The 22,453-nt window shown below is 74.2% G+C and carries 26 protein-coding genes and 1 pseudogene; 18 read left to right on the top strand and 9 right to left on the bottom strand.

Annotated features, from left to right (window positions below; translation table 11 throughout):
- The first annotated feature begins 74 nt into the window (after positions 1-74).
- From ABD230_RS12970 to ABD230_RS12950, 5 genes are all read left to right on the top strand, one after another.
- On the top strand, positions 75-908 hold the full coding sequence (locus ABD230_RS12970) for a DUF4397 domain-containing protein (protein ID WP_344374791.1): 834 nt from the start codon (positions 75-77) through the stop codon (positions 906-908).
- Between the two features lie 27 nt (positions 909-935).
- Positions 936-1,613, top strand: coding sequence for a class F sortase (locus ABD230_RS12965; protein ID WP_344374789.1), 678 nt, complete (start codon positions 936-938; stop codon positions 1,611-1,613).
- Positions 1,614-1,733: 120 nt separating this feature from the next.
- Complete coding sequence (locus tag ABD230_RS12960; RefSeq protein WP_344374787.1) at positions 1,734-2,306, top strand: RNA polymerase sigma factor; 573 nt, start codon at positions 1,734-1,736, stop codon at positions 2,304-2,306.
- Positions 2,287-3,159: an anti-sigma factor gene (locus ABD230_RS12955; protein ID WP_344374784.1), complete on the top strand. Its 873-nt coding sequence runs from the start codon at positions 2,287-2,289 to the stop codon at positions 3,157-3,159. Before ABD230_RS12960 ends, ABD230_RS12955 begins: the two co-directional genes overlap by 20 nt.
- A 79-nt stretch (positions 3,160-3,238) precedes the next feature.
- A complete protein-coding gene (locus ABD230_RS12950) occupies positions 3,239-3,955 on the top strand; it encodes a lysoplasmalogenase family protein (RefSeq protein WP_344374781.1) in 717 nt (238 codons plus the stop codon).
- Here the strand turns inward: ABD230_RS12950 and ABD230_RS12945 are convergent.
- Together ABD230_RS12945 and ABD230_RS12940 are read right to left on the bottom strand one after the other, a co-directional pair.
- Positions 3,936-4,343 carry a protealysin inhibitor emfourin gene (locus tag ABD230_RS12945; RefSeq protein ID WP_344374778.1) on the bottom strand — a complete coding sequence of 136 codons (408 nt, stop codon included), beginning with the start codon at positions 4,341-4,343 and terminating at the stop codon, positions 3,936-3,938. The genes ABD230_RS12950 and ABD230_RS12945 overlap by 20 nt on opposite strands.
- Positions 4,344-4,353: 10 nt before the next feature.
- Positions 4,354-5,499 carry a M4 family metallopeptidase gene (locus ABD230_RS12940; protein ID WP_344374774.1) on the bottom strand — a complete coding sequence of 382 codons (1,146 nt, stop codon included), beginning with the start codon at positions 5,497-5,499 and terminating at the stop codon, positions 4,354-4,356.
- A 117-nt stretch (positions 5,500-5,616) separates the two neighbouring features.
- Here ABD230_RS12940 and ABD230_RS12935 point away from each other — a divergent pair, with 117 nt between their 5' ends.
- Entirely contained in the window at positions 5,617-6,459 is an 843-nt protein-coding gene (locus tag ABD230_RS12935; RefSeq protein WP_344374771.1) for a CPBP family intramembrane glutamic endopeptidase, read from the top strand.
- 2 nt (positions 6,460-6,461) lie between these two features.
- Here ABD230_RS12935 and ABD230_RS12930 read toward each other — a convergent pair whose 3' ends face one another.
- The gene (locus ABD230_RS12930; protein WP_344374768.1) at positions 6,462-6,953 is read right to left on the bottom strand and encodes a hypothetical protein; all 492 of its coding nucleotides are present in this window, start codon (positions 6,951-6,953) and stop codon (positions 6,462-6,464) included.
- Positions 6,954-7,039: 86 nt separating this feature from the next.
- Here ABD230_RS12930 and ABD230_RS12925 point away from each other — a divergent pair, with 86 nt between their 5' ends.
- Positions 7,040-8,017 (top strand): NAD(P)-dependent alcohol dehydrogenase, encoded by a 978-nt coding sequence (locus ABD230_RS12925; RefSeq protein ID WP_344374766.1) that lies wholly within the window; start codon positions 7,040-7,042, stop codon positions 8,015-8,017.
- 8 nt (positions 8,018-8,025) lie between these two features.
- Here the strand turns inward: ABD230_RS12925 and ABD230_RS12920 are convergent, their stop codons facing one another.
- The 4 genes from ABD230_RS12920 to ABD230_RS12905 form a co-directional block, all read right to left on the bottom strand.
- Positions 8,026-8,385, bottom strand: coding sequence for a DUF488 domain-containing protein (locus ABD230_RS12920; RefSeq protein WP_344374764.1), 360 nt, complete (start codon positions 8,383-8,385; stop codon positions 8,026-8,028).
- Between the two features lie 69 nt (positions 8,386-8,454).
- Entirely contained in the window at positions 8,455-9,552 is a 1,098-nt protein-coding gene (locus ABD230_RS12915) for an NAD(P)-binding domain-containing protein (RefSeq protein WP_344374762.1), read from the bottom strand.
- A gap of 71 nt (positions 9,553-9,623) precedes the next feature.
- Positions 9,624-10,454 carry a hypothetical protein gene (locus tag ABD230_RS12910; protein ID WP_344374758.1) on the bottom strand — a complete coding sequence of 277 codons (831 nt, stop codon included), beginning with the start codon at positions 10,452-10,454 and terminating at the stop codon, positions 9,624-9,626.
- A 73-nt stretch (positions 10,455-10,527) separates the two neighbouring features.
- A complete protein-coding gene (locus ABD230_RS12905) occupies positions 10,528-11,379 on the bottom strand; it encodes a hypothetical protein (RefSeq protein ID WP_344374756.1) in 852 nt (283 codons plus the stop codon).
- A 234-nt stretch (positions 11,380-11,613) separates the two neighbouring features.
- Here ABD230_RS12905 and rpsO point away from each other — a divergent pair, with 234 nt between their 5' ends.
- The 3 genes and pseudogenes from rpsO to ABD230_RS12895 all read left to right on the top strand — a co-directional run bounded on the left by rpsO (position 11,614) and on the right by ABD230_RS12895 (position 13,175).
- Complete coding sequence (gene rpsO / locus ABD230_RS12900) at positions 11,614-11,883, top strand: 30S ribosomal protein S15 (RefSeq protein ID WP_344374752.1); 270 nt, start codon at positions 11,614-11,616, stop codon at positions 11,881-11,883.
- Positions 11,884-12,027: 144 nt separating this feature from the next.
- Positions 12,028-12,435, top strand: a pseudogene (locus ABD230_RS19125) (aminopeptidase P family N-terminal domain-containing protein); the annotation flags it as partial.
- Positions 12,405-13,175: a M24 family metallopeptidase gene (locus tag ABD230_RS12895; protein WP_425546231.1), complete on the top strand. Its 771-nt coding sequence runs from the start codon at positions 12,405-12,407 to the stop codon at positions 13,173-13,175. The pseudogene ABD230_RS19125 and the gene ABD230_RS12895, both read left to right, overlap by 31 nt.
- A 46-nt stretch (positions 13,176-13,221) precedes the next feature.
- On the opposite strand, the gene ABD230_RS12890 is transcribed toward ABD230_RS12895, so the two are convergent.
- Positions 13,222-13,770: a CGNR zinc finger domain-containing protein gene (locus ABD230_RS12890; RefSeq protein WP_344374748.1), complete on the bottom strand. Its 549-nt coding sequence runs from the start codon at positions 13,768-13,770 to the stop codon at positions 13,222-13,224.
- 95 nt (positions 13,771-13,865) lie between these two features.
- On the opposite strand from ABD230_RS12890, the gene ABD230_RS12885 reads away from it, so the two are divergent.
- From ABD230_RS12885 to ABD230_RS12855, 7 genes are all read left to right on the top strand, one after another.
- Positions 13,866-14,936, top strand: coding sequence for an EamA family transporter (locus ABD230_RS12885; protein ID WP_344374746.1), 1,071 nt, complete (start codon positions 13,866-13,868; stop codon positions 14,934-14,936).
- Between the two features lie 9 nt (positions 14,937-14,945).
- Complete coding sequence (locus ABD230_RS12880) at positions 14,946-15,833, top strand: LLM class flavin-dependent oxidoreductase (RefSeq protein ID WP_344374744.1); 888 nt, start codon at positions 14,946-14,948, stop codon at positions 15,831-15,833.
- Positions 15,834-15,857: 24 nt separating this feature from the next.
- A complete protein-coding gene (locus tag ABD230_RS12875; RefSeq protein WP_344374742.1) occupies positions 15,858-16,460 on the top strand; it encodes a hypothetical protein in 603 nt (200 codons plus the stop codon).
- A 177-nt stretch (positions 16,461-16,637) separates the two neighbouring features.
- A complete protein-coding gene (locus tag ABD230_RS12870) occupies positions 16,638-18,275 on the top strand; it encodes a M28 family peptidase (RefSeq protein WP_344374740.1) in 1,638 nt (545 codons plus the stop codon).
- Positions 18,276-18,329: 54 nt separating this feature from the next.
- Positions 18,330-19,112 carry a fructosamine kinase family protein gene (locus tag ABD230_RS12865; protein ID WP_344374736.1) on the top strand — a complete coding sequence of 261 codons (783 nt, stop codon included), beginning with the start codon at positions 18,330-18,332 and terminating at the stop codon, positions 19,110-19,112.
- Positions 19,113-19,209: 97 nt separating this feature from the next.
- On the top strand, positions 19,210-20,427 hold the full coding sequence (locus tag ABD230_RS12860; protein ID WP_344374731.1) for an LLM class flavin-dependent oxidoreductase: 1,218 nt from the start codon (positions 19,210-19,212) through the stop codon (positions 20,425-20,427).
- Positions 20,424-21,053, top strand: coding sequence for a CE1759 family FMN reductase (locus ABD230_RS12855; protein ID WP_344374728.1), 630 nt, complete (start codon positions 20,424-20,426; stop codon positions 21,051-21,053). Before ABD230_RS12860 ends, ABD230_RS12855 begins: the two co-directional genes overlap by 4 nt.
- A gap of 53 nt (positions 21,054-21,106) precedes the next feature.
- Here ABD230_RS12855 and ABD230_RS12850 read toward each other — a convergent pair whose 3' ends face one another.
- Entirely contained in the window at positions 21,107-21,700 is a 594-nt protein-coding gene (locus tag ABD230_RS12850; protein WP_344374725.1) for a VTT domain-containing protein, read from the bottom strand.
- A 244-nt stretch (positions 21,701-21,944) separates the two neighbouring features.
- On the opposite strand from ABD230_RS12850, the gene ABD230_RS12845 reads away from it, so the two are divergent.
- Complete coding sequence (locus ABD230_RS12845; protein WP_344374722.1) at positions 21,945-22,430, top strand: hypothetical protein; 486 nt, start codon at positions 21,945-21,947, stop codon at positions 22,428-22,430.
- Positions 22,431-22,453: the final 23 nt, after the last annotated feature.

Genomic DNA, 22,453 nt, shown 5'->3' with positions numbered 1-22,453 from the left:
GGGCGGGTCGGCGGGAAGGAGATGGTGAAGGCACATCATCGCCCCGCCTCGCCGGGGCCGATCGGGAGGGAATCATGCAGAAGATCTTCGCCGCCGGGATCGGGGTCGGCGCGCTCGTCGCGCTCGGCGCCGTCGCACCGGCGAACGCCGCCGAGGACACCGCCATGCTGTCGGTCCTGCACGGCGTGCCGGGCCTCACCGTCGACGTCTACGTGAACGACGAGCTCACGCTCGACGACTTCGAGCCCGGGGACCTCGCCGGTCCGCTCGAACTCGCGCCGGGCACCTACACCGTCGCGATCACGGCGGCCGACGCCGCCGACGCGTCCGAGCCCGCGATCGGGCCGGTCGACCTGCCGCTGGAGGCGGGCATGGACTACACCGCCGCGGCGCACCTCGACGCCGACGGCAACCCGACCGCCACGCTGTTCACGAACGACACGTCGGACATCGCCGCGGGCGAGGGCCGCCTCACCGTGCGCCACATCGCCGCAGCGCCCGCCGTCGACGTGCTCGCCGGGGGCGACCCGGTGATCGAGGGGCTCGCCAATCCGGACGAGGCCACGCTCGACCTGCCCGCCGGCACGGTCTCGGCGTCGGTGGCCGCGGCCGGGACGACCGACCCGGTGCTCGGGCCCGCCGACGTCGACGTCGCCGAGGGCACGCTGACCATCGCGTACGCCTGGGGCAGCCTCGACGACGACACGCTCGCCCTCGCCGTGCAGACGGTGAGCGGCATGCACTCGAGCCCCGACGGCGTGCCCGCCGGCCAGGCGGGCCTCGTGGCGACCAACGCCCCCGAGCGCCAGCTCGGGATGTGGGTCGGCGTCGGCGCGCTCGTGCTGGCGGCGATCGCCGCCGCCGCGGTCGCGACGCGCCGCACGGTCACGTCGAAGTCGGAGCGCTGAAGCCCTGTGGGAGGGGAGGAGGCCGTGGTGAGGGTGTTCGGGTCCCTGATCGCGGCCTCCGCCGTGCTCGGCCTGCTGGCCGGGTGCTCGGCGGAGCCGTCGGGGGTCGGCTCCGCCGTGCCGTCGGCGAGTGCCGCGCCACCGGTCGCCCCGTCGTCCGAGGACGGCGTCGCGCGACCGGCGGCCGCGGCACCGCCGGCGGCGGTCCCGGACGTGCCGCGACGTTCCGCGGCCATCGAGGACCAGCCGGTCGCCGCACCGGCGCCCACGCGCCTGGAGGTCCCGTCGCTCGGCATCGACGTCGTGGTGCGGCCCGTCGGGCTGGACGGGAACGGCGACATGGACCTGATCGACGACCCCGCCGTCGCCGCCTGGTACCGCTGGGGGCCTGCACCCGCCGACCCGGCGGGGTCGGTCGTGATCGCGGCGCACGTCGATTCGCTCGAGTACGACGTGCTGCCCTTCGCCCGGTTGCGCGATGCGGCGCCGGGCACTGAGGTCGTCGTGACGGATGCCGCCGGCACGCGCCGCACGTACGAGGTGCGCGGGCTCGAGGTCGTCGAGAAGGGCGCCGTCGACTGGGACGCCGCGTTCGACCGGTCGGGGGAGTCCCGGCTCACGCTCGTCACGTGCGGCGGCGAGTTCGACTACGACCGGCGCACGTACCTGTCCAACCTGGTCGTGACGGCCGCGACGACGGGCTGACCTGGGTGGGGGTGCGTGGATATGCTGATGACGACGTCGCAGGCGACCGCTGCGGCGCCCCACGCGACCGGCATCGCGGTGGATCTCCGAGCGAGGCGGCGAGGGAGTGGACGCGCACCCGTGACCACGACGACCTTCGATGACCTCGACGATCGAGACGTGGGCCTGGCATTCGCCGACGGCGACGAGGGTGCGCTGCGTGAGGCGTACGCGCGTTGGGCGACGCTCGTGTTCCGCCTCGCGTACCGCTCGCTGGGGAACCGCTCCGACGCGGAGGACGTGACCCAGCAGGTCTACGTCTCCGCCTGGCGCGGCCGCGGGTCCTTCGATGCCGAGCGGTCGAGCCTCAGCGCCTGGCTGGTGGGGATCACCCGGCACCGGATCGCGGACGCGCACGAGGCCCGGGCGCGGGTGCGGCGCCTCGAGGAGAGCCTCGCCGCCGAGGCGGCCGCGGCGCCGACCGCGACGGCGCCCGACGACCTCGCCGATCGCGTGATGGTGGCCGAGGAGCTCGACCGGCTCGAGCCCGTGCCGCGCCGCGTGATGCAGCTCGCCTTCTACGACGAGCTCAGTCACTCGCAGATCGCCGAACGGCTCGACCTGCCGATCGGCACCGTGAAGAGCCATGTCCGTCGTAGCCTGATCCGGCTGCGATCACGTTGGGAGGTGGATGATGGACCACGTCGAGCCTGACGAGCTCGCGGTGCTCGCCCTGGACGGGCGGGACCCGGAGCCGGCGGTCCGCGACCACCTGGCATCCTGCGCCGACTGCCGCGACGAACTCGCGTCGCTCTCCCGCACGGTCCGCTTCGGTCGCGGGACGCCCGACGACCGCGTCGAGCGCCCGTCGCCCGGGGTCTGGTCGGCGATCCACGCCGAGTTGGGCCTCGACGCGGCACTCGCCGCGGATCCGCTCGCCGAGCGCACAGCGCTCACCGAGGGCACGGAGCTCGCCGAGGGCGACCGGCATCGCGGGATCGCGGCCGGAGCGGCCCTGGAGGGCGACCGCCACGTCGCGCCCGTCCGCGCCTCGACGCCCTCCCCGGCGCGTCCGCCGGCCACGCCCCGCCCGCCCGCCCGTGCAGGAGCGCGACGGCGGCCGAGCCGCTGGCTGGTGGCGTCGATCGCCGCGCTCGCGGGCATCGTCGCCGGGGTCGGGATCGGCCTCGCCGTCGCCGGCGCGGGCGTCGGCCCCGAGCCGTCGCCGAACGTCGTGCTCGCCGACGCCGAGCTCGACGCCTTCCCGGGCTGGGAGGGCGCGGGCCGGGCGACCGTCGAGGAGGACGCCGCGGGCGAGCGCACCATCGTCGTCGACCTCGACACCCCGGTTCCGGCCGGCGAAGTCCGCGAGGTGTGGCTGATCCGGGCGGATGCGTCGGGGCTCGTGAGCCTCGGCCTCATGGACGGCGACTCGTCGCGGTTCGCCATCCCGGAGGGGATCGACCTGGCCGAGTACCCGCTCGTGGACGTGTCGGCCGAGCCGGTCGACGGCGACCCGGCGCACTCGGGCGACTCGATCGTGCGCGGGGAACTGAGCGAGGCCTGAGCGCGCGGCCGTCCGCGATATCGTGCGGGGACGGACCCCGACCCGAGGGGACGCATCCCGACCCGAGAGGCACGACGACGTGACCCCTGCCGCTCCCGCATCCGTTCCCGCGCCGGACACCGAGGAGGTGGCGCCGGAGCCGCTCGCGCGGACCGACCGCCGACGGCTGGCCGCCGCGTTCGTGCCGTACGTGCTGCTCGCGATCGTGCACCTCGTCGTGATCCAGGTCGGCGACGCCGCCGCGATCACCGCGACGAAGCTGCTCCTGATGCCCGCCCTCGCCGTCGCCGTGCTGCTCGCCCGGCCGAGCCGGGGCGTCGCGCTCGGGTTGCTCCTCGCCGCGATCGGCCTGTCGTGGGGCGGTGACGCGCTGCTCACCGGGCGGGGCGACGGATGGTTCGTCGCGGGCCTGCTCTCGTTCCTCGCGGCGCACGTCGCCTACGTCGTCCTGTTCCTCCGGCTGCCCGCGAACGGCCGGCGGCTGCCGTGGTGGACGCTCGCGTACGGCGTGTGGTTCGCCGGCTTCCTCGCGCTCCTCGCGCCCGGGCTCGGCGGACTGCTCGTGCCCGTCGTCGTCTACGGCCTCGTCCTCGGTGCGATGGCGGCGCTCGCCGGGGGCCTCGGCGGGCTCGTGGCGCTCGGCGGGGCGCTCTTCGTCGCGTCGGACTCGGTGCTCGCGCTCGGCCGGTTCCTGCCCGGCTACGACGTCGCGGTGCACGACCTCGTGGTGATGTCGACCTACCTGGCCGCCCAGGGACTCATCGTGCTCGGCGTGCTCACGCGTCACGTCCGGTAGACGCCTCCGGCGCCGCCGGCCCGGCACCGCCCGGAGACGGGGGCGCGGGCGTCGGCCCCGGCGACGACGGTCCGGCCGGCTCGGCGGGCGCGGGGCGCCCCGCGGCGTCCGCCCGACCCCGCGACGGCTCGGCGCGCTCGCGGACCCGGTCGACGAGGTCGCGCCACGGCCCGGTGACCTGCCGCTCCGCGAGCGTGGCCTCGTGCGGCTCGCAGCGGATGCGGTAGGTGTACCGGTCGGGCTCGGGCGGCACGGGCGGCGCCTCGGTCCACGGCAGCCGTTCGACGAGCAGCACCCACTCCTCGGGGTCGGGCTGGTCCTCGACCTCCACGGTCCACGTGAGCCGCAGCCCGGCGAGTCCGCCGCTGCGCACGACCTCGACCTCCATGGTCCGGATGCTACTCCGGATCGATGCCGACGGCCCGCCACCCGGCGGCCACCGCGGCGGCCTCGCGGGAGGCGATGCCGAACCGCGACCTCGCCGCCGCGAGCGTCGCGGCGGAGAACACCGCGAAGCCGTCGTCGGGGCCGAGCACGCCGTCGGTGAGGGTGTCGTACCAGACGTGCCCCACGTGCTCCCAGGCGAAACCGCCGAGGTCGACGGCCGCGAGCGCGAACGCGCGGTTGGGGATGCCGGAGTTCAGGTGCACGCCGCCGTTGTCGAGGTCGGTCCGCACGTAGTCCCGGTAGTGGCCGGGCTGCGGGTCGCGGCCGAGGACGTCGTCGTCGTACGCACTGCCCGGGTCGAGCATCGAGCGCAGCGCCCGTCCCTCGACGAGCGGCGTGAACACGCCCTCGCCGATCAGCCACGTCGCGGCCGCGGCATCCTGCCCCATCGCGTACTGCTCGACCAGTGCGCCGAACACGTCCGATACGTGCTCGTTCAGCGCGCCGGACTGGTCGCGGTAGCGCAGCCGCGCGGTGAGCTCGGTGATGCCGTGTGCGAGCTCATGCCCGATGACGCTCAGCGACTGCGTGAACCCGCGGAACACCTCGCCGTCGCCGTCGCCGAAGACCATCCGCTCGCCGTCCCAGAAGGCGTTGTCGTAGCGGTCGCCGAAGTGCACGGTCGCGTCGAGCGGCGCGCCGCGGCCGTCGATGGCGTCTCGGCCGTAGGCCCGCGCGAACAGCGCGAACACCTCGCCGAGGCCGTCGTACGCCTCGTCGGTCGACGCGTCGCCCGTGGCCGGCGCGCCCTCCGCTCGCACGAGGCGACCCGGCAGCGACTCGACGCCCTCCGCGTCGGAGATCCGGCGGTCCGGTGCGGGCTCCCGGATCGCGACGCCCGGCGCGGGCGCCTCGACCGTGCGACCGCCGCGGTCGGCGACGAGGCCCGGGTGCTCGTGCGGCGCGAGCGTCGTGCCGATGCCCTCGGCGCGCAGCTCGCGCATGGGCTCGTCGCGCACGAGCGACCGGCGCGCGGCCTCGGCCGCGACGTCGTAGTGCTCCTCCGCCGCGGCGATCCGCAGCAGCAGGTACGGGGGCACGATGCCCGCGCGGGGTCGGTCCGCGCGGGGAGCGCGAGCCTCTGGCATCCGGGTCATGCGTCGATGCTGGCACGCTCCGCCGACAGGTCGGTGCGCCCCGCCGCGGACGCCCCGAGCCCGGATCGCCCGCCCCTGCCGCGGGCGCGCGAGCGGCGCGCATGCGAAGCTGGACGCGTGACCCCTGCCGTCGCCGCCCCGCCCGAGCTGCGCACGCACCCGATCGCGCTCGTGCCGGCCGTGCTCGTCTGCTCGGCCGCCGTGCTGCTCTTCGGGTTCCAGGAGCGCCTGCCCGGTTACGCGATGCTGGTCGTCGGCCTGCTCGTCGCCTGGCTCGTCGACCGCTCGGGCCGCACCGAGCGATTGCTCGCCGACCTCGCCCTGATCGCGATCGGCCAGGTGATCATCTCGACGATGTCGCTGAAGGCCGACCTCTCGAACGAGGCGATGGTGCGGTTCGCGATCGTCCTGGGCTCGGCGGTCGCCGTGCCGTACGTCATCTCGCGGTTCCTGCACCGCGAACGCGTCATCCGCTTCCCGTGGCGCACGGGCCGCCGCTGGACGCGCACGCAATGGGTGTACCTCGTCGTCGTGACGACGGCCGGATGGCTCATCCTGCCGTTCTACTTCATCACGTCGGGCGTCTACGAGAACTGGCCGACGGTGACCGAGCCCGCCGAGATCGCACGCCTCTTCGTCGGCGTGAACGCGGTCGGCACGTGGGACGAGCTGTTCTTCATCTGCACGGTCTTCGCGCTGCTGCGCCGGCACTTCCCGACCTGGCAGGCGAACCTGCTGCAGGCGGTCGTGTTCGTCTCGTTCCTGTGGGAGCTCGGCTACCAGTCGTGGGGGCCGCTGCTCACGATCCCGTTCGCGCTCGTGCAGGGCTACACGTTCAAGCTCACGAAGTCGCTCACCTACGTGCTGATCGTGCACCTCATCTTCGACGCGGTGGTGTTCTGCGTCATCGTGTACGCGCACAACGGGTGGCCGGCGATCTTCCCGTTCGTGCCCGCCTGAGGTCAGCCCGGGCGTCTCGGCCGCACGGCGCGCACCGCGCCGACGGCGAGCGCCGCGGACCCGGCGAGGGCGGACGCGCCCACCGCCCACTCCAGTGGACCGGGCGCCTCGGGCGGTGTCTCGAACACCGCGCCCGAATCGCTGCGGTACACCGTCGCCTCCGATCCCACCTCGAGGTCGTCGCTCCGCAGCTCGGCGGTCGAGCCGTCGGGCAGCTCGACGTCGACCACCCGGTACGGCACGAGTCGGCTGCCGCGCCGGTCGGCGACGAGCGCCTCCTCCGTGCGTTCGCCGACGACCGTCGTCAGGACCGGCGAGGTCGAGCGGACGGCGTCGGACACGGTCTCGCCGATCGCGGCGACTCCGGCGACCCCGAGTGCGACCGCGCCGAACGCGAGCACGCCGGCCGTGACCCGACGCGGCGGGTAGCCCGCGCGGTCCTCGGTCCGTCGTCGTGGGAGGTCGGCCATCGGGAACGTGCTCCTCCGGGTCACTCGATTCCATCGTCCCACGCTCCCGGGCGTCGGTCGCCTCACGTCGTCACGGGCCGGAGGTCGTCGCGGCGGGATATCCTCGCGCCATGCGCGTGGTGCGGTACGACCGCTACGGCGGCCCCGAGCGGTTGCGCGTCGTCGAGGCGCCGGGGCCGAACGCCGGACCGGGCCGGGTGCTCGTGCGGGTCGCGGCATCGTCGGTCAACTCGTGGGACTGGGACCTGCTGCGCGGGTCGGCGCTGTCGCGCTTCGGCGGCCCCCTCGGGCCCATGCACCGCGTGCTCGGGGCGGACGTCTCGGGCGACGTCGTCGCCGTCGGCACCGGCGTCTCGCGCTTCGCGGTCGGCGACGCCGTGTGGGGCGATCTCTCCGCGGCGGGCTGGGGCGGGTTCGCCGAGTTCGTCGCGACGGATGCCGCGGCGCTCCGCCGTCGGCCGGACGGCATCGATCCGGTCGCGGCGGCGGCGATCCCGCAGGCGGGCGGCCTGGCGTGGCAGGCGCTCGTCGACGTGGCGGCGCTGCGCGGGGGCGAGCGCGTGCTCGTCGTCGGCGCCGCCGGCGGGGCCGGCACGATCGCGGTGCAGCTCGCACGCCATCTCGGCGCGGGGGAGGTGGTCGCCGTCGACCGGGCGGCGAAGCTCGACCTGCTGCGCGGCCTGGGGGTGACCGCGACCGTCGAGGCGGATGCCGCGGACGAGCTGTACGCCGCCGCGGCCCGGGATCCGGCCCGCCGGTTCGACGTGATCGTGGAGCTCGTCGCGGCGCGGCCGCTCGCCGACTACCGCCGCGCGCTGCGCCCGGGCGGCCGCTTCGTGATGGTCGGCGGGAGCCTTCGGACGATCGGGCGGGTCGCCGTGACGGCGGGACGCCCGGATGCCGAGGGGCGCACGTTCCGGCTGCTCGCGGCGAGGCCCAACGGCGGCCTCGACGAGCTCGGCGGGCTCGTGGCATCCGGCGTGCTCGCCCCCGTCATCGAGGAGGCGCTGCCGCTCGAGCGCGTGCCGGAGGCGCTGGCCCGCATCGGGGCGGGGGCGGTGCGCGGGAAGCTGGTGATCGCGCCGTAGCGCTGCACTCAGCGCGCGCCGCGCTCGCCGAGCCAGTCGCGGAGCACCGCGGCGTGGTTGCGCTGCTCGTCCTTCGCGCCGAACAGCAGGGTGACGCGCTCGTGCCGGCCCGCCGCCTCGAGCAGCGCATGGGCGGCCGGGTTCTCGTCGAGCTCGCCGCGGTAGCGCGCGGCGAACTCGTCGAAGCGGTCGGCGTCGGCGTGGTGCCATTCGGTCCGGAGCGAGGGGGAGGGCGCGGCATCCTTCGCCCACTCGTCGAGCTCGGCGCGCTCCTTCGAGATGCCGCGCGGCCAGAGCCGGTCGACGAGGACCCGGTAGCCGTCGGATGCCGCCGGGGCGTCGTAGACGCGCTTGATCGCGATGGCCATGCGGCCAGTGTGCCCCCGCCATGGCCGATCGGCAACGCGCCGACGGCGCGCTCCCGGTGGGGCCCGCCGCTACGCCGCGACGGCCGCGCGGCGCTCCAGCACGATCTGCTGCACGGCCGCGCGCCCGGCGCGGTTCGCCCCGACGGTCGACTGGCTCGGCCCGTAGCCGATGAGGAACAGCCGGGGTTCGTCGAGCGAGCGGGAGTCGGCGACGCGGAAGCCGCCGGCGCGGGTGCGCAGGCCGAGCGGCGCGAGGTGGTCGAGGGCGGGCCGGAACCCCGTCGCCCACAGGATGACGTCGGCCGGACGGAATGTCCCGTCGGGCATGCGCACGCCGCCCTCCTCGATCGACGTGAACATCGGATGCCGCACGAGCACGCCGCGCGCCTGCGCCGCGCGAGCCCAGGGCGTCCAGTGCATGCCGGTCACCGCGATCACGCTCCCGGGCGGGAGGCCCTCGCGGACCCGCGCCTCGACGCCGGCGATCGCCGCGCTGCGCGCGGGCAGGTCGAAGTCCTCGTCGATCCACTGCGGCTCGCGCCGGGTCACCCACGTCGCGTCGGCGACGTGCGAGATCTCGTCGAGCAGCTGCACGGCCGAGACGCCCGCGCCCACGATGATCACGCGCTGCCCGGCGAACTCGTCGGCCGAGACGTAGTCGGCGACGTGCAGCTGGCGGCCGCGGAAGCGGTCGACGCCCGGGTAGTAGGGCCGGAACGGCCGCGTCCACGTGCCCGTGGCGTTGATGACGTGGCGCGCCGCCCACGTGCCGCGGTCGGTCTCGACGAGGAGCCGGCCGTGCGGATCGTCGTCGGCGCGGCGCACGGCGCGCACGCGCACGGGGCGCTGCACGTCGAGTTCGAACCGGCGCTCGTACTCGGCGAAGTACGGCGGCAGCGCCTCGCGACTCGGCGCGGTCGGCTCCGCCGGCGGCACGGGGTACCCGGGCAGTTCGTGGATGCCGTTGACGGTGCCCATGCGCAAGGACGCCCACCGGTGCTGCCATGCGCCGCCCGGCGCGGCGTTCGCGTCGAGCACGACGAACGTGCCGGCCGCCTCGGGGTCGAGGCCGACCGGCGCGAAGCCGCGCCGACGCAGGTGATGGGCGGCCGAGAGCCCGGCCTGCCCCGCGCCGATCACGGCGACGTCGACGGGAAGTGGGTCCACGCATGCCGGAACCGCGCGCGGCGCCCGGGTATTCCGCCGGCTCCCGGGCGGTCGCGACCGGGGCGACCGGCTCACTCGGGCCGGCGGGCGATGCGGAAGGTGCCGTCGGGCTGCCACTCGGCGGCGAGCACGTCGACGGCCGAATCGACGGTGAGGATGCCGTCGCCGCCGCGGTGCCCGGTCGCGAGTTCGGCGGGGATGCGCGTGCGCAGCGAGAGGCCCTCGGCGGCGAGCGCCCACAGTCCGGTGCAGTTCACCGCCATGCCCCGGGCGCCGATCCGCGCGACGAGGCAGCCCGAGTGACCGGTGGTCGCGACGGCGTACACGGCGACGGCGTCGATCGGCCCGTCGGGTCCGAGGACCCGCGCCGCTCGCGCGCCCGGGAATGCCAGCTCGAGCCAGGCGGGGAGGGGGTCGGCGCGGAGCGCCGGGTCGAGGAAGGCTCCCATCGGGCCGGGCCGGCGCGCGAGGTCCGCCGGTCCGGCGATCGCCCCGGCCGCAGGCGGCGCCACCGGGACGACGGTCGCCGTGACCGCCGGCCCGTGGGCGGGGGCGGTCGGCTGCGGATCCCCGGGACCCGCGGCGCCCCCCGCGACGATCGCGGCGAGGCCGACGGCGACCAACGTCGCGGCCCGCGCGGCGAGCGGCCGACGGCGACGCGTGTCGCTCGGCGGACGCGGTGGGCGGGTACCCGCAGGCGCCGCGGCACGATGGGCGGCGGACGCCTCGGGCGTCGCGGACGCCGCGGCGCGGCGGTCGAGTTCGAGCAGCCGCCACTCGCTGTCGGTGAGCAGGAGCGTGCGGCCGGTCACCGGATCGACGCGCTCGAAGCGCGGGTCGTCCGCCCCGGCCCGGGAGTAGACCCGTTCGCGGAGCTCCGTGCGTTCCTCGTCGATCGACATGCCCGGACCGTCCGTTCCCAGCCTAATCCGGGGCGCGGTCGACGGCAGGTCGGCTCCGCCGCGGCGATGCCGGTCACCCGGGCACGTGCCTGACGAGGAACGTCCCGTCCGCGTGCCACTCCGCGACGAGCAGGTCGGCGACCGCCGCGTCGCCCGAGACACCGTCGTCGTCCGGGTCCCCGGCCGCGCCGAGGCCGGCGGGGATGGGCGTCCGCATCACCAACCCCTCCACGGCGAGCGTCCGCACGGCGATGCAGTCCCAGACCATCCGCTTCGCCTCGATCCGGACGATCAGGCACGCGACGCGATCGGGCGAGGTGACGGCGTAGACGCCGATCCCGGTGATCGGCCCGTCCGGGCCGACGACCTGCGCGACGCGCGACGACGGGAACGTCGGCTCCAGCCAGCCGGGCAGCGACCCACGGCTGCGCTCCGGGTCGTGGAACACCGCCATCGGGCCCGGCCCACGTGCTCCGTGGCTGCCGCCGGATGCTTCCCCGGCGGCGATGGGCGCGTGCGGCACCACCGCGATCTCGACCGGCGCCGCATCGGACGACGTCCCGGTCGGCGGACCGCCCGTCCATGCGACGAGGGCCCACGCGGCCATCCCGGCCGCGACGCCGACCACGAGTGCGGCCCGGCTGCGCGCCAGGACGCGGCGACGCGGGGACGGCGGTGCGACCGCTGCGCCCGTCGGGTCGGGTCCCTCGGATGCCTCGTCGACGCCTCGGACCGCCCTCGCGCCCCGTCGTCCGGCGAGCGGCGCCCGTGCGGGCTCGAGCGCGAGCAGGTCCCGCTCGCTCTCGGTGAGCCAGCGGACCTCGCCGGTCTCCGGATCCACCTGCTCGGTGCGCGGATCGTCCCGGCCGGCGCGGGAGTGCACCCGCGCCAGGAGCTCCGTCCGCCGTTCGTCGTCCGACGTCATGCGCGTTCCGATCCGGGCAGCACGCTACTCCCGCGCCGTGCGCGGAGGTATCCCGCCGACGGGGGTGATCCCTGACGGTGCCGCCGTCCGTCGGGGCGCGTCCGTCGCCACGCACGGCGGCCGGGCGCCATCCGCTCTGCTAGACTCTGGAGGTTGCCGTGAATCGGCCGCGCATCAAGAGAGCCCAGGCATCAGGCCCCGGGCAGCGCGCAACGAGAAGAAGGGATCCCATCTATGGCACTGGATGCAGACATCAAGAAGGCGATCATCGACGAGTACGCGACCCACCCCGGTGACACTGGATCCCCGGAGGTCCAGATCGCGATCCTCACCAAGCGGATCAAGGACCTCACCGAGCACCTGAAGGAGCACAAGCACGACCACCACTCGCGTCGTGGCCTGCTGCTCCTCGTCGGTCAGCGTCGTCGTCTGCTCGGCTACCTCGCCGACGTCGACATCAACCGCTACCGCTCGCTCATCGAGCGTCTCGGGCTGCGTCGCTGAGCGCATCCCTGCGCGGCTCTCGATGACCCCGCGAACTTCTTGCGAAGGCCCCCGGCCGCGCCACGGCGCGACGGGGGCCTTCGTCGTCCCCGGGCCGCGCGACCGCCGGCGCCGCACCGCGCCCGCACGACCAGGAGGACCGACATGACCGAACCGGCTCCGCACCCGTCCGACGCGTCGGAGCGGCCGACGCCCTTCACCGTCGACGACTTCGCCGCGCGCCTCCGTCGGGTCGCCCGCTCCGCCGCCGATGCCGGCCTCGCCGGGCTCGTCGTCACCCCCGGGCCCGACCTCGACTACCTCACCGGGTACGTGCCGGTCACCACCGAGCGCCTGACCATGCTCGTCGTCCCCGCCGACGGGGACGCCGCGCTCGTCGTACCGAGGCTCGAACGGCCCGATGCCGAGCGCGCGACCGCAGCGCCGCTGGTCGGCATGGTCGACTGGATGGACGGCGACGACCCCTACGCCGCGGCGGCAACGCTGCTCGAACCGGGTCGCTACGCGATGTCCGACTCCGCGTGGGCGATGCACCTCCTCGGGCTGCAGGACCGGCTGGCGACCACCTCGTTCGTGTCGATGACGACGGCGCTGCCGATGCTCCGCGCAGTGAGGGCGCCGACGAGCTCGTCCGCCTCGCCGCCGCGGGTGCGGCCGCGGACGCCGCGTACCGCGACATCCTCGACGTCCGCTTCGCCGGTCGCGCCGAGGCCGACATCGCCGCCGACCTCGCCGCATCGCTCGTGGCGCACGGCCACTCGCAGGTCGACTTCACGGTCGTGGGCTCGGGCCCGAACGGCGCGAACCCGCACCACGAGCAGGGCGATCGCGTCATCGAGGACGGCGACATGGTCGTGCTCGACTTCGGCGGCCTGAAGGACGGCTACGGCTCCGACACGACCCGGACGGTCCACGTGGGCGAGCCGACCGACGAGGAGCGAGCGGTGCACGAGCTCGTCGTCCGCGCCCAGCAGGCGGGGTTCGACGCCGTCCGCCGCGGCGTGCCGTGCCAGGAGATCGACCGCGTCGCGCGTGCGGTGATCGACGACGCCGGCTACGGGGAGTACTTCATCCATCGCGTCGGCCACGGCATCGGGATCACGACGCACGAACCGCCCTACCTGGTCGAGGGGGAGGAGACCGCCCTCGAGCCCGGCATGTGCTTCTCGATCGAGCCGGGCGTCTACCTGCCGGGCCGCTTCGGCGTGCGCATCGAGGACATCGTCACGGTCACGGCCGACGGCGGGCGGCGCCTGAACACCACGCCGCACGGGATGGCCATCGTGCACTGACCCGCGTGGCCGGACCGGGGCCGGCCCCGCGCCGAACCCGGCGCCCTCAGTCGGCCGTCCGGGCCCGGTACGCGCGGGTCGCCATCCGGTTGCCGCAGCGCGTGCTGCAGTACCGCTTGGAGGCGTTCTTCGAGAGGTCGACGAACACCCCCGTGCAGTCGTCGGCCTCGCACCGGGCGAGCCGGTCGGTGCCGTCGGCTCGGATCACGTCGATGAGGGCCATCGCGGCCTCGACGAGCATGCGCTCGGCGAGCGGCGACTCCTGCGAGACGGCGTGGATGTGCCAGTCGAGCGCGTCGTGGCGCACGAGCCGGGGGATCGCGTGGGCCTCCTCGAGGATCGCGTTCACCTCGCCCACCATCGGGTCGCGCTCGAGCGTCCAGATGCCGCGGAGGCGCTCGCGGACGGCTCGAACCTCGGCGAGCTCGCGCGCGTCGCCGTCGCGGCGACCCGAGAAGCCCCACTCGTCGAGGAGTGCGGCGAGCTCGGAGGTCGTGGCCAGCTCGTCCTCCCCGGATTCGGAGGCGCCGGGCACCGTGTCGGCGACCGCGGCCATGAACCCGAGGGCCGCGACCGTGTCATCGGTGAAAATCATTTGACTCCTGACATCTGCTCGGCTACTGTCACGAGCATAACGGCGTTCGGTCATGACGAGGCTGAACAGCGTGCGGAGTTGTGGAGGAGGCGGCCGTGCGTGCATCACGGGGGATCGTCGGCATCGCGATCGGGCTCGCGGCGGGGCTCGCGTTCGGCGCAGGCGGCGTGTTCGTCAAGCCGCTGCTGGAGAGCGGATGGTCGCCGGGAGCCGCGGTCCTCGCCCGCATCTCGATCGCGGCCGCGCTCCTCGCGGTGCCCGGCCTGATCGCGCTCCGCTTCGACCTGCGTCCGCTGTGGCGGGCCCGCTGGACCGTGCTGCTGTACGGCGTCGTCGCGGTCGCGGGCGTCCAGTTCGCCTTCTACGCGTCGCTCGAGCGCATCCCGGTCTCGATGACGCTGCTCATCGAGTACCTCGCGCCCATCGCCCTCGTGCTGCTGGCGTGGGTCCGCACCCGGCGGATGCCGCAGCTCATCGTGCTCGCGGGCTCGGTCGTCGCGCTGGCCGGCCTCTGGCTCGTCATCGGCCCCGGCGGCGGCGACCTCGACCCGCTGGGCCTCGCGTTCGCCGCGGTCGCGATGATCGGCGTCTGCGTGTACTACGCGATCGGCGAGCGTGCGACGGAGGAGCTGCCGCCCGTGGCCCTGCTCGCCGCCGGCTTCGTCGTGGGCGCGCTGGCCCTGTCGATCGCCGGGCTGCTCGGCCTCATGCCCATGGACGTCCGGCTCGTCGACGTCGACTTCCTCGGCGGCACCGCGCCCTGGTGGGTGCCGCTGCTCACGGTCGGCGCCGTGTCGACGGCGTTCGCGTACACCGCCGGCGTCGCGGCGATCCGCATGCTGGGGTCGCGGCTGTCGTCGTTCCTCGGGCTCTCGGAGGTGGTCTTCGCGGGCATCGTGGGCTGGATCCTCCTCGGCGAGGCGCTCGGTCCGCTGCAGATCCTGGGCGGCGTCCTGATCCTCGGCGGCATCGTGCTCGTCAAGCTCGAGCGCACGCCGCGGCGCGGCGCGCCCGTGCTCGACGTCGACCTGGTGCCGGTCCCCGCGGACGCGCCCGTCGACCCGCCGACCGATGGCCCGGACGACCCGGCCGCGCCGCGACGCGCGGAGACGCCGGAGGAGCCTCGCCTCGACGCCCCGACCGGGCCGATCACCAGCCCGGCGTAGGCTCGGCCCATGCGATTCGGCCTCGTCATCCTGCCCCAGTACGAGTGGCCCGGGGCCGGACGCCGGTGGCGCCAGGCCGAGGAGCTCGGCTTCGACCACGCCTGGACCTACGACCACCTGTCGTGGCGGGGCCTCGCGGGCGAGCGCTGGCACGCCACGGTGCCGACGCTCACGGCGGCCGCGACGGTCACCGAGCGGATCCGCCTCGGCACGTTCGTCGCGAGCCCGAACTTCCGCCATCCGGTGCCGTTCGCCAAGGACGTGGCCACGCTCGACCAGGTCGCCGGTGGTCGCCTCATCCTCGGTCTCGGCTCCGGCGGCACCGGGTTCGACGCGCACGTGCTCGGGCAGCCGGAGATCTCGCGCGCCGAGCGGTTCGACCGGTTCCGCGAGTTCACCGAGGCGCTCGACGCGCTGCTGCGCTTCGAGCGCGGGTCGGGCGAGGGCATCTCCTACTGGGGCGACCACTTCTCCGCCGTCCGCGCCCGCATGGTCGGCGACCCGGCGCAGGAGCCCCGCATGCCCTTCCTCATGGCCGCGGACGGCCCGCGCGCGATGCGCCTCGCCGCCCGGTACGGCTCCGGCTGGGTGACGACGGGCGGGGACGTCGACGCGGATGCCGCGTGGTGGCCGCGCATCGGCGAGCTGATGACTCGGATGGAGGACGCCTGCGCCGCCGAGGAGCGCGATCCGGCCGGCTTCGACACCGTGCTCTCCCTCGACTCCGAGGCCCGCTACTCGATGGCGAGCGTCGCGGCGTTCGAGGACGCCGTCGGGCGCGCCCGCGAACTCGGGTTCAGCGACGTGGTCGCCCACCGGCCGCGCGAGCACGGACTCTACGCGGGCAGCGAGGCCGTGCTCGAGGAGATCGGCGCGCGGCTGCCGGCGCTGCGCTGACGCGGCCGCCGGTAGCCTGTCGTGGTGCCCGCGCCCCGTTTCGTCCCGCCCGCGCGGTGGGAACCCCTGCCGTACCTCGTGCTCGTCGTCCTGCTCGTGCTGACCGGCGTGATCCGCCCGGAATCCGGCCCGTGGTACGTGCTCCTCGTCGTCGCGATCGTCGCGGCGGCGGCGTGGATCCTCGTCCTGTTCCTCCGGGAGCGGCGGATGCGGAACCCGGACCCGATGGGCGACCTGTCGACGCTCGACGGGCTGGCGGTCGTCGAGGCCCCGGCGGTCGCATCCGCCGTGCGGACCGTCGTCCCGGTCATCGACGTCCACCGCCACCAGGCCGCGATCGACCTCGCGCGACTCCACGGCGGCGTCGACCAGCACGCGGTGCTCGTGCCCCGCGCTCGGCGATGGCTCTCACCGCGGTACCGCATCGGAGTCCAACTCGTCGGCGACCCCACGCCTCGGCACGCCGGCTTCCTGGGCGATGCGGCGGACGCACGGTGGCGCGACGCGCTGGATCGCGAGCGCGGCCGGGGTCGCTACGTCCGGGTCCCCGCGCAGGTCACCGGCACGGCCCGTCCGTACGGCGTCGAACTCGACCTCAGCGGCCTCGAGGCGGCGCTGGAGGCCTGAGCGCGGCCGCGCGCCCACGGCGACGTGCCGAACGTCCGCATCCGGGCCCGTTGAAACGGACGATCGTCCACGCATACGGCGCGGACCGCCGGAAGTCAAGACTGTCGAGGGTGCCTCAGCACCGGTTATCGTCGGGGCACTGGGGGGTCGACGAGGACGCCCCGAGGAGGAGAGACCATGAACCGAACGACGAGGCTTTCACGCCGCGCCGCGGTGCTCGCGACGGGGGCGACCACCGTCGCCGCGCTCGCGCTCGCACCGGCGGGCGCCGCATTCGCCGCCCCAGGCGGCAACTCCTGCGAGAACCGCAACAGCAACACGGTCGCCAAGCTGCTGCAGTGCGTCGACGCCGACGGTGCGATGGAGCACCTGCAGGCGCTGCAGGACATCGCGGACGCCAACGACGGCACCCGCGCGGCCGGCACCTCCGGCTACGAGGAGAGCGTCCAGTACGTCGTCGACACGCTCGAGGCCGCTGGCTGGGACGTGTCGATCGACGAGTTCGACTACACGTTCTTCGGACCGGCCTCGCTGAGCCAGCTCACGCCCGTCCAGGCGGACTACAGCACGGGCGCGTTCTCCGGAACGGGAGCCGGTGACGTCACCGGCAACGTCATCCCCGTCGACCTCGACCTCGGGCTCGGCAACGCCAGCACGAGCGGGTGCGAGCCGGAGGACTTCGTCGGCCTCGACTTCTCGGGTCCGAACGACATCGCCCTCATCCAGCGCGGTGCGTGCAACTTCGGCAACAAGGCGCTCAACGCCGAGACCGCCGGCGCCGAGGCCGTCGTCATCTTCAACCAGGGCAACACGGCCGACCGGACCGGCCTCATCGTCGCCAACGCCGGCACCCTCAACGACGGTACGCCGATCACGCACGGCATCCCCGTCGTCGGGGCGAGCTACGACGACGGCGTCGCCCTGTCGCAGGCCGGTTCGACCGCGCACGTGTTCGTGCCGGCGCCCGAGTCGCGTCCGCAGAAGAACGTCATCGCCGAGAAGACGGGCGTCAACGACGACAACGTGGTCATGGCGGGCGCCCACCTCGACTCCGTCGAGGCAGGCCCGGGCATCAACGACAACGGCAGCGGTTCGGCCTCCCTGCTCGAGATCGCCCAGAACCTCTCCAAGCTGCAGCCGCAGAACACCATCCGGCTCGCGTGGTGGGCCGCCGAGGAGGACGGCCTGCTCGGCTCCGAGGCGTACGTCGCGGGTCTCAGCCAGGAGGAGAAGGACCGCATCGCGCTGTACCTGAACTTCGACATGGTCGCGTCGCCGAACCACATCTTCATGGTGTACGACGGTGACGAGTCCGGTTGGGATGCCCCGGCCGGCGTGCCGATCCCCGAGGGCTCCGTGCAGATCGAGGACCTCTTCGAGAGCTACTTCACGTGGGCGGGCGTGCCGTACGACGACGCGCAGTTCAGCGGTCGCAGCGACTACCAGGCGTTCATCGAGAACGACATCCCCGCGGGCGGCCTGTTCACCGGCGCCGAGGTCGTGAAGACCCCGGAGCAGGAGGCCATCTGGGGCGGCGTCGCCGGAGAGTCGTACGACCAGTGCTACCACCAGGCGTGCGACACGATCGACAACGTGAACGTGGCCGCGCTCGATGTGAACATCGACGCGATCGCGCTCGCGGTGCTGGCCTACTCGTACTCGACGGAGTCGGTGAACGGCGTCCCGGGCGCGAACGTCCCCGGCGGCCTGAACCTGCCGGCACCCGCCGGCCCCGAGGGCACGGTCAACAACCCCGGCGGCGGCGGGCTCTCGCCCGACCACGGCCACGACCACGGCCCGGGCTCGTCCGACTGAGTCGGCACGTCCGAACCTGCGGGGCCCGTCGCGTCAGCGGCGGGCCCCGCGTCCGTGCGCCAGACTGGGGCGATGCGGACCATCGTGAAGCGCCGTGACGGCGCGCCCGACGGGTTCTTCCCGGCCGAGGCCGCCGGCCTCGCCTGGCTCGCGGCGGCGGGCGGCGTGCGTACGGCCGCCGTCGCCGGCGTCGGGGAGGACTGGATCGAGCTCGAACGCGTCGACGAGGTGCGTGCCAGCCGCGCCGCCGCGTCCGGGTTCGGCGCCGCGCTCGCCCGCACGCACGCGGCCGGCGCCGCCGCCTTCGGCGCGAGGCCCGACGGATGGCACGGCCCGCTGTTCATCGGACGGCGCGAGATGCCCGCGGCGGACGACCGGTCGTGGGGCGCCTTCTACGCGCGCGACCGCGTTCGCCCGTTCCTGCCGATCGCCGTCGAGGCCGGGTTCCTGACGGCCGGCGAGGCGTCGGTCGTGGAGCGTGCGTGCGAGGTCGTCGAGGTCGGCGCCTTCGACGACGACGAGCCGCCCGCCCGACTGCACGGCGACCTCTGGACGGGCAACGTGCTGTGGTCCGACGGCGGGGCCGTGCTGATCGACCCGGCCGCCCACGGCGGCCACCGCGAGACGGACCTCGCGATGCTCGCGCTCTTCGGCTGCCCCTTCCTCGACGACGTGCTGGCGGCCTACGACCGCGCGGCGCCACTGCGCGAGGGATGGCGCGACCGGGTGCCACTGCACCAGCTGCATCCGCTCGCGGTCCACGCGGCGGGGCACGGGCGGGGCTACGGCGTCGCGCTGGCGGAGGCCGCCGAATCGGTCCTCGGGCTGGCGAGCTGAGCACCGGGTCCGGCGCGGGAATAGATCCGGGGGTCCTTCCGTTCTGGTCAATTGCATGCAAAAGCATGGAACGAGAGAAGGAGCCCAGGAGGGCGACATGCAGTTCGGAATCTTCACCGTCAGCGACATCACGCAGGACCCCACGACCGGCCGCACCCCGAGCGAGGCCGAGCGGATCCAGGCGACGCTGACCATCGCCAAGCACGCGGAGGAGGTCGGTCTCGACGTCTTCGCGCTCGGCGAGCACCACAATCCGCCGTTCTGGTCGTCCTCGCCCACCACGACGCTCGCGTACATCGCCGGCCAGACCTCGACGCTCCAGCTGTCGACGGCCACGACGCTGATCACCACCAACGACCCGGTGAAGCTCGCCGAGGACTACGCGATGCTCCAGCACGTCTCCGGCGGTCGCGCCGACCTCATGCTCGGCCGCGGCAACACCGGCCCGGTCTACCCGTGGTTCGGCAAGGACATCCGCCAGGGCCTGCCCATCGCGATCGAGAGCTACGAGCTCCTGCACCGCCTGTGGCGCGAGGACGTCGTCGACTGGGAGGGCAAGTTCCGCACCCCGCTGCAGGGCTTCACGGCGACGCCGCGCCCGCTGGACGGCGTGCCCCCGTTCGTCTGGCACGGCTCGATCCGCACGCCCGAGGTCGCCGAGCAGGCCGCGTTCTACGGCGACGGCTTCTTCGCCAACCACATCTTCTGGCCCGCGTACCACACGCAGCGCATGATCGCGCTGTACCGCCAGCGGTACGAGCACCACGGCCACGGCACCGCCGCGCAGGCGATCGTCGGCCTCGGCGGGCAGGTGTTCATGCGGAAGAACTCCCAGGACGCCGTCAACGAGTTCCGCCCGTACTTCGACAACGCCCCCGTCTACGGCCACGGCCCGAGCATGGAGGAGTTCACCCAGCAGACGCCGCTGACCGTCGGCAGCCCCCAGGAGGTCATCGACCGCACCCTCGGCTTCCGCGACTACGTCGGCGACTACCAGCGCCAGATGTGGCTCATCGACCACGCCGGCCTGCCGCTGAAGACCGTGCTCGAGCAGCTCGACCTGCTCGGCGAGGAGGTCGTGCCGGTGCTCCGCTGCGAGTTCGCGAAGGACCGCCCGGCCGACGTGCCGGACGCGCCCACCCACGCGTCGCTCGTGCGCGCGGCGTACGGCGATGACGCGCCGCGCCAGGCCACCCCGAACGCGAACCGCGGTGACAACCTCACCCTCGGCTCGCCCTACCAGGACGCTCCGGCGCCCGCAGCCACCGGCTCGGCCTTCGGCCCGGCCGCGACCCGGAAGGCGGTCGTGCGATGACCACCCGCAAGCTCGTCGTCATCTCGTCGGGGCTCTCGACCCCGAGCTCGAGCCGCCAGCTCGCCGACCGGCTCCTCGCCGACAGCGCGTCGCTCCTGCAGGAGCGGGGCGTCGAGGTCGAGGCCCAGGTGTTCGAGCTGCGCGACCTCGCCCACGACATCACCAACCACCTGCTGATGGGCTTCGCTCCGCCGAAGCTCCAGGACGCACTCGACGCGGTCGCGTCGGCCGACGGCCTCATCGTCGTCACGCCGATCTTCACGACCAGCTACGCGGGCCTGTTCAAGTCGTTCATCGACGTGATCGACCCGCAGGCGCTGACCGACCTGCCGGTGCTCATCGGCGCGACCGGAGGCACCCCGCGCCACTCGCTCGCGATCGACTACGCGATCCGGCCCCTGTTCACCTACCTCCACGCCATCCCGGTCACCACGGGCGTCTTCGCCGCGACGAGCGACTGGGGCGGCGGCGGGGACGGCGTCCGGTCGCTGCCGGACCGCATCTTCCGCGGCGCGACCGAGTTCGCCGACCTCGTCGGGCGGACCGACCGCAGCGCACTCGTCGGCGACCCGTTCGCGCTCGACCGCCCGATGGGCCACCTCCTCGGGGGGCTCGCGGGGGAGTAGCGCGCGACCCGGTGCAGCGGATGCCGCGGCGGAACCCCCGCCGCGGCATCCGCTCACCTGCGCCTGGCGTCGATGAGGCGGACGGCGGCGTCGACCGCGAGGCCCAGCGCGACGGCGGTCGCGATCGAGACCCCGATCGCCAGGAGGGGGCGATCGGCGAGGGCGGTGCCGACGACTCCGCCGACCGCGACGTTGTACAGGGCCCACCCCACGCCCGCCGCGGCCGCGAGCGGCGCGTAGCGCGCGAGCGGGATCCGAGCGGCGCCGGCCGAGAGGTTGACCGCGATGCGCGCGAACGGGACGTAGCGCGCCGTGAAGACGAGCACGGCCGTGCGGCGCTCGACGGTCCGGCGCACGCGCGCGATCGCCGCAGCGACCCGGGGACGTCGCTGCCACGCCCAGCGGTCGACGCCGGCCCACCGCCCGAGGCCGTAGCAGGCGAGGTCGCCCGCCAGCGCCCCCGCCGCGGCGGTCGCCGCGATGGCCGCGACGGGCGGATCGCCGGAAGCGCCGGCGAGCGCGGCGAGGGCGACGACCGCGGTCTCGCTCGGCAGCACGACGAGGAACGCGTCCCCGACGACGAGGGCGAACAGCGCGGGGAACAGCCACGGCGATCCCACGACCTGCCCCACCCATGCCTCGCCCACCACGCCGGTCTAGCCGAGCTTGGTGAACGACAGGCGTCCGTCATCGTTCGACCGGGAAACTGAGGATCCCTCATTCTAGGGATACCGGCGCGCTCGACCCGGGAGTAGCGTCCGGAAGTGGAGCGTGGCCTCGGTGCCACGCACGCCTCGCGTACTCGATTCGGGGGAGTCACGGACGCGCGTGGTTTCAGGGCTGCATCCGACCAGAGATGACCCGATACCTGAAACCCGGAAGAAGCGCATCATGTCCATCCGTCGAACCCTCGCCGCGCTCGTCGCGACCGCCGCCCTCGTCTTCGTCGGCGCCGGCCCCGCACTCGCAGGCGGCAGCCCGCACTTCATCAAGAACGCGACGAAGGCGTCCCTGTCCGGGACCTCGCTCGTCGTCCAGTTCAAGGAGGCCGGCCTCGCATCCGGCGCCGTCGAGACGATCCAGGCCACCGCGCACCTCGACGCCACGTACTCGTGCGTCAACGGCGGCGGCAACATCCCGTCCGATCCCAAGAAGACGACGATCTCGCAGGACGTCTCCGAGAGCGGCGTGTTCACCGCGGGCAAGAACGGCAACGTCGTCGGCACGCTGACGCTGATGGTCCCCGCCCCGGCCGACGTGCTCGACTGCCCGAACGGGCAGACCGCCACCCTGATCTCCGGCACGTGGTCGAATGCCTCCGTGACGGACTTCACGAGCGGCGCCTTCTTCGCCATCAGCGGGAGCTGGAGCTTCTGACCCCCGGCGATCCGCAGAGGATG

Origin of the sequence: Agromyces tropicus, from assembly GCF_039531345.1 — a bacterium.
In the GTDB taxonomy this organism is placed as follows: Bacteria; Actinomycetota; Actinomycetes; order Actinomycetales; family Microbacteriaceae; genus Agromyces; species Agromyces tropicus.
The sequence above is the reverse complement of the archived record's forward strand: the minus strand, read 5'-3'. Positions and strand labels throughout refer to the sequence as shown.